Origin of the sequence: Actinotalea ferrariae CF5-4, from assembly GCF_000603945.1 — a bacterium.
GTDB classification, from domain to species: domain Bacteria; phylum Actinomycetota; class Actinomycetes; order Actinomycetales; family Cellulomonadaceae; genus Actinotalea; species Actinotalea ferrariae.
In genome coordinates this window covers 1-5,551 of sequence record NZ_AXCW01000263.1, presented here as the reverse complement: position 1 = coordinate 5,551, position 5,551 = coordinate 1, and the positions used below count along the sequence as shown (strand labels likewise).

At 76.5% G+C, this 5,551-nt stretch carries 6 protein-coding genes and 1 riboswitch; of the genes, 2 read left to right on the top strand and 4 right to left on the bottom strand.

What is annotated here, in order from left to right; translation table 11 throughout:
- The coding region (locus N866_RS15935) for an FAD-dependent oxidoreductase (RefSeq protein WP_034228174.1) at positions 1–741 on the top strand (741 nt) is incomplete at its 5' end.
- Positions 742–770: 29 nt separating this feature from the next.
- On the opposite strand, the gene N866_RS15930 is transcribed toward N866_RS15935, so the two are convergent.
- The 3 genes from N866_RS15930 to purH form a co-directional block, all read right to left on the bottom strand.
- Complete coding sequence (locus tag N866_RS15930) at positions 771–1,394, bottom strand: DedA family protein (RefSeq protein ID WP_245612625.1); 624 nt, start codon at positions 1,392–1,394, stop codon at positions 771–773.
- A gap of 81 nt (positions 1,395–1,475) precedes the next feature.
- Positions 1,476–2,108 carry a hypothetical protein gene (locus tag N866_RS15925; RefSeq protein ID WP_052023150.1) on the bottom strand — a complete coding sequence of 211 codons (633 nt, stop codon included), beginning with the start codon at positions 2,106–2,108 and terminating at the stop codon, positions 1,476–1,478.
- Positions 2,109–2,298: 190 nt separating this feature from the next.
- A complete protein-coding gene (purH, locus tag N866_RS15920; protein WP_034228166.1) occupies positions 2,299–3,954 on the bottom strand; it encodes a bifunctional phosphoribosylaminoimidazolecarboxamide formyltransferase/IMP cyclohydrolase in 1,656 nt (551 codons plus the stop codon).
- 95 nt (positions 3,955–4,049) lie between these two features.
- A riboswitch (ZMP/ZTP riboswitch) is annotated at positions 4,050–4,138 on the bottom strand.
- A 125-nt stretch (positions 4,139–4,263) separates the two neighbouring features.
- On the opposite strand from purH, the gene N866_RS15915 reads away from it, so the two are divergent.
- Entirely contained in the window at positions 4,264–4,662 is a 399-nt protein-coding gene (locus N866_RS15915) for a hypothetical protein (protein WP_155855424.1), read from the top strand.
- A 74-nt stretch (positions 4,663–4,736) separates the two neighbouring features.
- On the opposite strand, the gene purN is transcribed toward N866_RS15915, so the two are convergent.
- A complete protein-coding gene (gene purN / locus N866_RS15910; RefSeq protein ID WP_081802731.1) occupies positions 4,737–5,399 on the bottom strand; it encodes a phosphoribosylglycinamide formyltransferase in 663 nt (220 codons plus the stop codon).
- Between the last annotated feature and the right edge of the window lie 152 nt (positions 5,400–5,551).

Sequence of the window (5,551 nt, the reverse complement as noted above, 5' to 3'; positions counted from 1 at the left end):
GCGGGCGCCGGCGTGGACGTCACCGTGGTCGAGGCCGGTGACGCCCCGCTGGCGACCGCGCTGGGCACCCGCGTCGGCGCCTGGACCGCGCCCTGGTACGAGGCCGCCGGGGTGCGGCTGCTCACGGGCTCCCCCGTCGCGGCCGTCGCTCCGGGCGAGGTCGCCCTGGCGTCCGGCGAGGTGCTCCCGGCCGACGTCGTCCTCGTCGCCGTGGGTGCGCGGCCCGCCTCCGCGTGGCTCGCGCCGACCCTGCCGCTGGAGGGCGACGGGTCGCTCGCGGTGGACGAGGCGTACCGCGTCCTCGCCGCCCCGGACCTCCCGGTCGTCGCGCTCGGCGACCTGGCGCGGCGTCGGTCCGCGCGGCACGGCTGGGTGTCCGGCGGGCACTGGGACGGCGCGCTCCGGGGCCCGGCGATCGCGGTACGACGGCTGCTCGGCGGCCCGCCGCAGCCCGCCGACGACCTCGCGCCCTACGTCTTCTCCACCCAGCTCGGCCACGACCTCGCGCTGTACGGCGCTCCGGGGCGGGACGACGACGTCGTCGTCCGGGGCGAGGTGGCGGGGGCCTTCACGGCCCTGTGGTTCGCCCCCGGCTCCGAGCGGCTCACCGGCGTGCTGGCCGTGGACACCCCTCGGGACGTGGCCGCCGCGCGGAAGCTGTTCGCCGGCCCGGAGCTGCCCCGGCTGGACCGGGACGCCGCCGCCGACCCCGGCCGGCCCCTGCGCAGCCCCCGCGCCTGAGCGTCAGGCGGCGGTCCCGCGCCTGAGCGTCAGGTGCGGATCTTGACCTGCCGGACCACGAGCAGGGCGAAGGCGGCCGCGACGAGGACGACCACGGTCGTGGACACCGGACCCATCCACGCCTCCACCCGCTCCCACTGCCCGCCCAGCGTGTAGCCGGCGTACAGGAAGAGCGCGTTCCAGATGCCGCTGCCGAGGGCGGTCAACGCGCTGAACCGCAGGAGCGGCATCCGCACCACGCCCGCGGGCACCGACACGACGGACCGCAGCAGCGGCACGAACCGCGCGAACAGCACCACCTTGCTGCCGTGCCGGTCGAAGAAGCGCTCGCCCCGGTGCAGGTCCTCGGTGTTGAACAGGAGGAACCAGCGCTTCGACGCGAGCCCGTGCAGCCGCTCGTAGGCGATGAACGCGCCGACGCCGTAGAGGATCCACGCACCGACGAGGGACCCGACGGTCGCGGCCACCCAGGCGCCGACCAGGCTGATCCGGCCCTGCGAGGCGCTGAAGCCGGCGAACGGGAGGATCACCTCCGACGGGATGGGTGGGACGACGTTCTCGAGGGCGATGAGGAGCCCCACGCCGAGCTCCCCGATGCTGCCGATGACGTCGACCACCCAGCCACCGATGCCGTCCACCTGCGCGTCTGCCATGGGGACAAGCATCCCGGACCTCACCGGCCGCCTCGTCCGTCGACGTGAAGGCGCTGTGGAGACGGTGGGAAGATCCGTCGGTCAGCGTGGGTGACCTTCATCACTCCCCGTCGGGACCGGCGACCGGAGGAGCCGGACCAGCGCCGCGCCGGTCACGAGCGCCATGGTCCCGGCCATGAGCACGCCGCCGAGCAGCCCGATCGCCAGCACGACGCCCCCGGCCTGGCCGGGCTGCCACAGCGGCGTCGTGACCAGGCCGAAGACGGTGAGCCCGGCGCCCCACGCGAGGACATTGGCGACCACCCACGGGCGCGGGCGGCCCACCACCCGCCGCAGCTCCCCCGCCTGGGCCGTGCCGATCGACAGGAGCACCACCGCGCCGACGAGGACCGAGCCGGCGACCAGCAGGGGCACCGGAGCCGACCCGCGGAGGCGATCGGACCCGAACCAGCCCATGCCCAGCAACCAGGCGACCGCCGCGGCGGCGGACGTCAGGGCGGTCCAGCGCGCCGGGTCCACGCCGACACGCCGCAGCACCCGGGACTGCGCCCAGCCCAGCACGGCCCCCTCGCCCGCGCCGGCGACGACCAGCGCCGGCAGCAGGAGACCCGGCCGGACGGCACCGACGGCCGCGCCGGCGAGCGCGGGCACCGCGAAGCCGACGGCCTCCCCGCCGCCGGCCCACAGCACCCAGCGCCGCAGCAGCGCGTCCACCCCCTCACCGTGCACCCGGCCCGGGCACCCCGACCCGGGACCGGGGTCCCTGCCCGCCCCGGCCCTGCCCTGCCGGGCCACCGACGCACACCAGCAGATCGGGGAGAGCTCCCCGCGTCAGGCGCGGGGAGCTCTCCCCGATCTGACCGTGAGCGGTGAGCGGTGAGCGGTGAGCGGTGCGCTGCGGGGGTCAGTGCGCGAAGTGGCGCGTGCCCGTGAGGTACATCGTCACGCCCGCCGCACGGGCCGCCGCGACGACCTCCTCGTCGCGCACCGAGCCACCGGGCTGGACCACCGCGCGCACGCCGGCGTCGAGGAGCACCTGGAGCCCGTCCGGGAAGGGGAAGAACGCGTCCGACGCCGCCACGGCCCCGCGCGCCCGCTCGACGTCGCCGGTGTTGGCCCGCTCGACGGCGAGCCGGCAGGAGTCCACGCGGTTGACCTGCCCCATGCCGACGCCCACGGAGCCGCCGTCCTTCGCGAGGAGGATCGCGTTGGACTTCACGGCGCGCACGGAGCGCCAGGCGAAGGCGAGGTCCGCGAGGGTCGCCTCGTCCGCCGGCTCCCCCGCGGCGAGCGTCCACGACGCGGGGTCGTCACCGCCGCCGTCCACCACCGCGTCGATGCCGTCCACGGACTGCAGGAGCAAGCCGCCCGAGACGGGCCGCATCTCGACACCGCCCCCGGGGCGTCCCTCGACCACGAGCAGGCGGACGTTCTTCTTCGTCCGGAGCACCTCGAGCGCGTCGTCGTCGAAGCCCGGGGCCACGACGACCTCGGTGAAGACCGGCGCGATCTGCTCGGCCGCGGCCCGGGTGACCGGCCGGTTCGCCGCGATGACCCCGCCGAACGCCGACACCGGGTCGCAGGCGTGCGCCCGGGCGTGCGCCTCGGCGACGTCGGCGCCGACGGCGATGCCGCACGGGTTCGCGTGCTTGATGATCGCGACTGCGGGCTCCTCGTGGTCGTACGCGGCGCGCCACGCGGCGTCGGCGTCGACGTAGTTGTTGTAGCTCATCGCCTTGCCGTGCAGCTGGCGCGCCTGCGCGAGCCCGGCCGGGCCGAAGCCGGACGTGTACAGCGCGGCGCGCTGGTGCGGGTTCTCGCCGTAGCGCAGCACGTCGGCGCGGTTCCAGGTGGCGCCCATCCACGCCGGGAAGCCGGTGCTGACCGGGCCGTCCTCGCCCTCCACCTCGTCGGTCGAGGTCAGGACGTTGCCGATCCAGGACGCGACGGCGACGTCGTACGTCGCGGTGTGCACGAACGCCTCCGCGGCGAGCGCGCGGCGCTGGGCGAGGGTGAAGCCGCCGTCGGCGACGGCGTCCAGGACCGCGCCGTAGCGCGCCGGGTCGACGACGACGGCGACGCTCGGGTGGTTCTTCGCGGCCGCGCGCACCATCGAGGGGCCGCCGATGTCGATCTGCTCGACGCACTCGTCCGGGGTCGCCCCGGACATCACCGTCTCCACGAACGGGTAGAGGTTGACGACGACGAGCTCGAACGGCGCCACCTCGAGCGCCGCGAGCTGCGCGACGTGCTCGGGCCGGCGCGTGTCCGCGAGGATCCCCGCGTGCACCCGCGGGTGGAGCGTCTTGACGCGGCCGTCCAGGCACTCCGGGAAGCCGGTGAGCTCCTCGACCGGGGTGACAGGCAGGCCGGCGTCGGCGATGCGTGCCGCGGTGGAGCCCGTCGAGACGAGCTCGACGCCCGCGCCGTGCAGGGCGGTCGCAAGGTCCACCAGGCCGGTCTTGTCGTAGACGCTCAGCAGCGCACGGCGCAGCGGGCGGCGCGTCTCGGGCGCCGTGGCGTCCTCGACGACGGGCAGGGTGGGGAGGTCGTGCGCCATGGGCACTCCTGGGTTCGGGCACCGCCGGGCGGTCGGCGGCGCTGGGTCGGTCGGCGCGGCGGGGCGGCTCGCGGGCCGTCACGCTGCTCGAGGGACCCAGGCACCCAGGCGGGCGGTGCGCTGCAGGGCACTGCCGGTCGCTCCCCGGTGGTCGTTTCCACCCTCGCCAGTCGCGGCCGGGGCCAGTCTAGCCGCGCTGTCCCGAGCCCTCCCGCTGCCCGGACCCTCCCTCGACCGTCGCCGGAGTCGCTACGGTCGGCGTGCCGGGCGACGACGCCCGGCACACGGGAGGGGGCCATCGTGGGCATCGTGGGCACGCGTCGCGTCGTCGTCGTCCTCGCTGCCGGCCTGCTGTGGCTGCCGACGGCCTGCACCGCGCTGCCGCCCGGCGGGACCGGCGTGACGGCGGGCGGGCCCGTCGCGTTCGTGGCCGAGCGCGCCGACGAGGGCATGGACGCCCTGCTCACGGGGTCGGTCGACGTGTCGGACGCGTGCCTGACGATCGTCGACGAGCTCGGGCAGCGCTGGCTGCCGGTCTTCCAGCGGCCGCGGACCACATGGGACGGCGAGGGCCTCACCTACGGCGGGGAGCGGTACACCGACGGCAGCCGGATCAGCCTGGGTGGCGGTGGCCTCGCGGACCTCGCGGACGTGGACCACGTGCCCGAGGGCTGCGCGTTCGACGAGGCGTTCCTCGTCGCTCCCTGATCGGCCGGGCCGTCAGCCGCCGGGCCGTCAGCCGCCGGGCCGGCAACCGCCGGGCGTCCGCCGTCGTCGCGCCGTCAGCCGCCGAGCCGGACGCGCCGGCCCTCGATCGTCAGTCCGTGGCGCGCCACCCGGCCGACGACGTCCACCAGCAGCGCCCGCTCGACCGTCTTGATCCGCTCGTGCAGCGTCGCCTCGTCGTCGTCGTCGAGCACCTCGACGGCTTGCTGGGCGATGACCGGGCCGGTGTCCGTCCCGGCGTCGACGAGGTGGACCGTGCACCCGGTGACCCGCACGCCGTAGGCCAGCGCGTCCCGCACGCCGTGCGCGCCCGGGAAGGCCGGCAGCAGGGCGGGGTGGGTGTTGAGCACCCGCTCGTCGAAGCGCAGGAGGAACGGTGCGCCGAGGATGCGCATGAACCCGGCGCTGACGACCCACCGCGGCCCGAACGACGCGACCGTCTTCGCGAGCGCCGCGTCCCACGCCGCACGGTCCGGGAAGTCGGCCGGGGCGACCACCGCGGTGGCCACCCCCGCGTCGCGCGCGCCGGTCAGGCCGCCGGCGTCGGCGCGGTCGCTCACGACGCCGACGACGCGCGCGCCGTACGCGGGGTCGTCGTGCGCGGCGAGCAGCGCGGCGAGGTTGGAGCCCCCGCCGGAGACGAGGACGACGACGCGCGCCGCCGTCGGCACGACGTCACGGTCGGCGGTGGGCGGCCCGGGCGCGTGCTGGGAGGTCACACGGCGGACCTTAGCGGCGGCGGTGCGGGCACGGGCGCGACGCCCGCCGGGTGTGAGACTTGTCCCCGTGACCAACCCGTACGCCCCGCCGCCCCCCGGCCGCGGCGACCACCCCGGCGACGGTCCGGACGTCCCGCCGGGCCCGCGGCCCG

Coding starts and splice junctions, on each gene's coding strand:
- N866_RS15930 (WP_245612625.1), bottom strand. CDS start 1,394: ATGGCAGACGCGCAGGTGGACGGCATCGGTGGCTGGGTGGTCGACGTC.
- purH (WP_034228166.1), bottom strand. CDS start 3,954: ATGGCGCACGACCTCCCCACCCTGCCCGTCGTCGAGGACGCCACGGCG.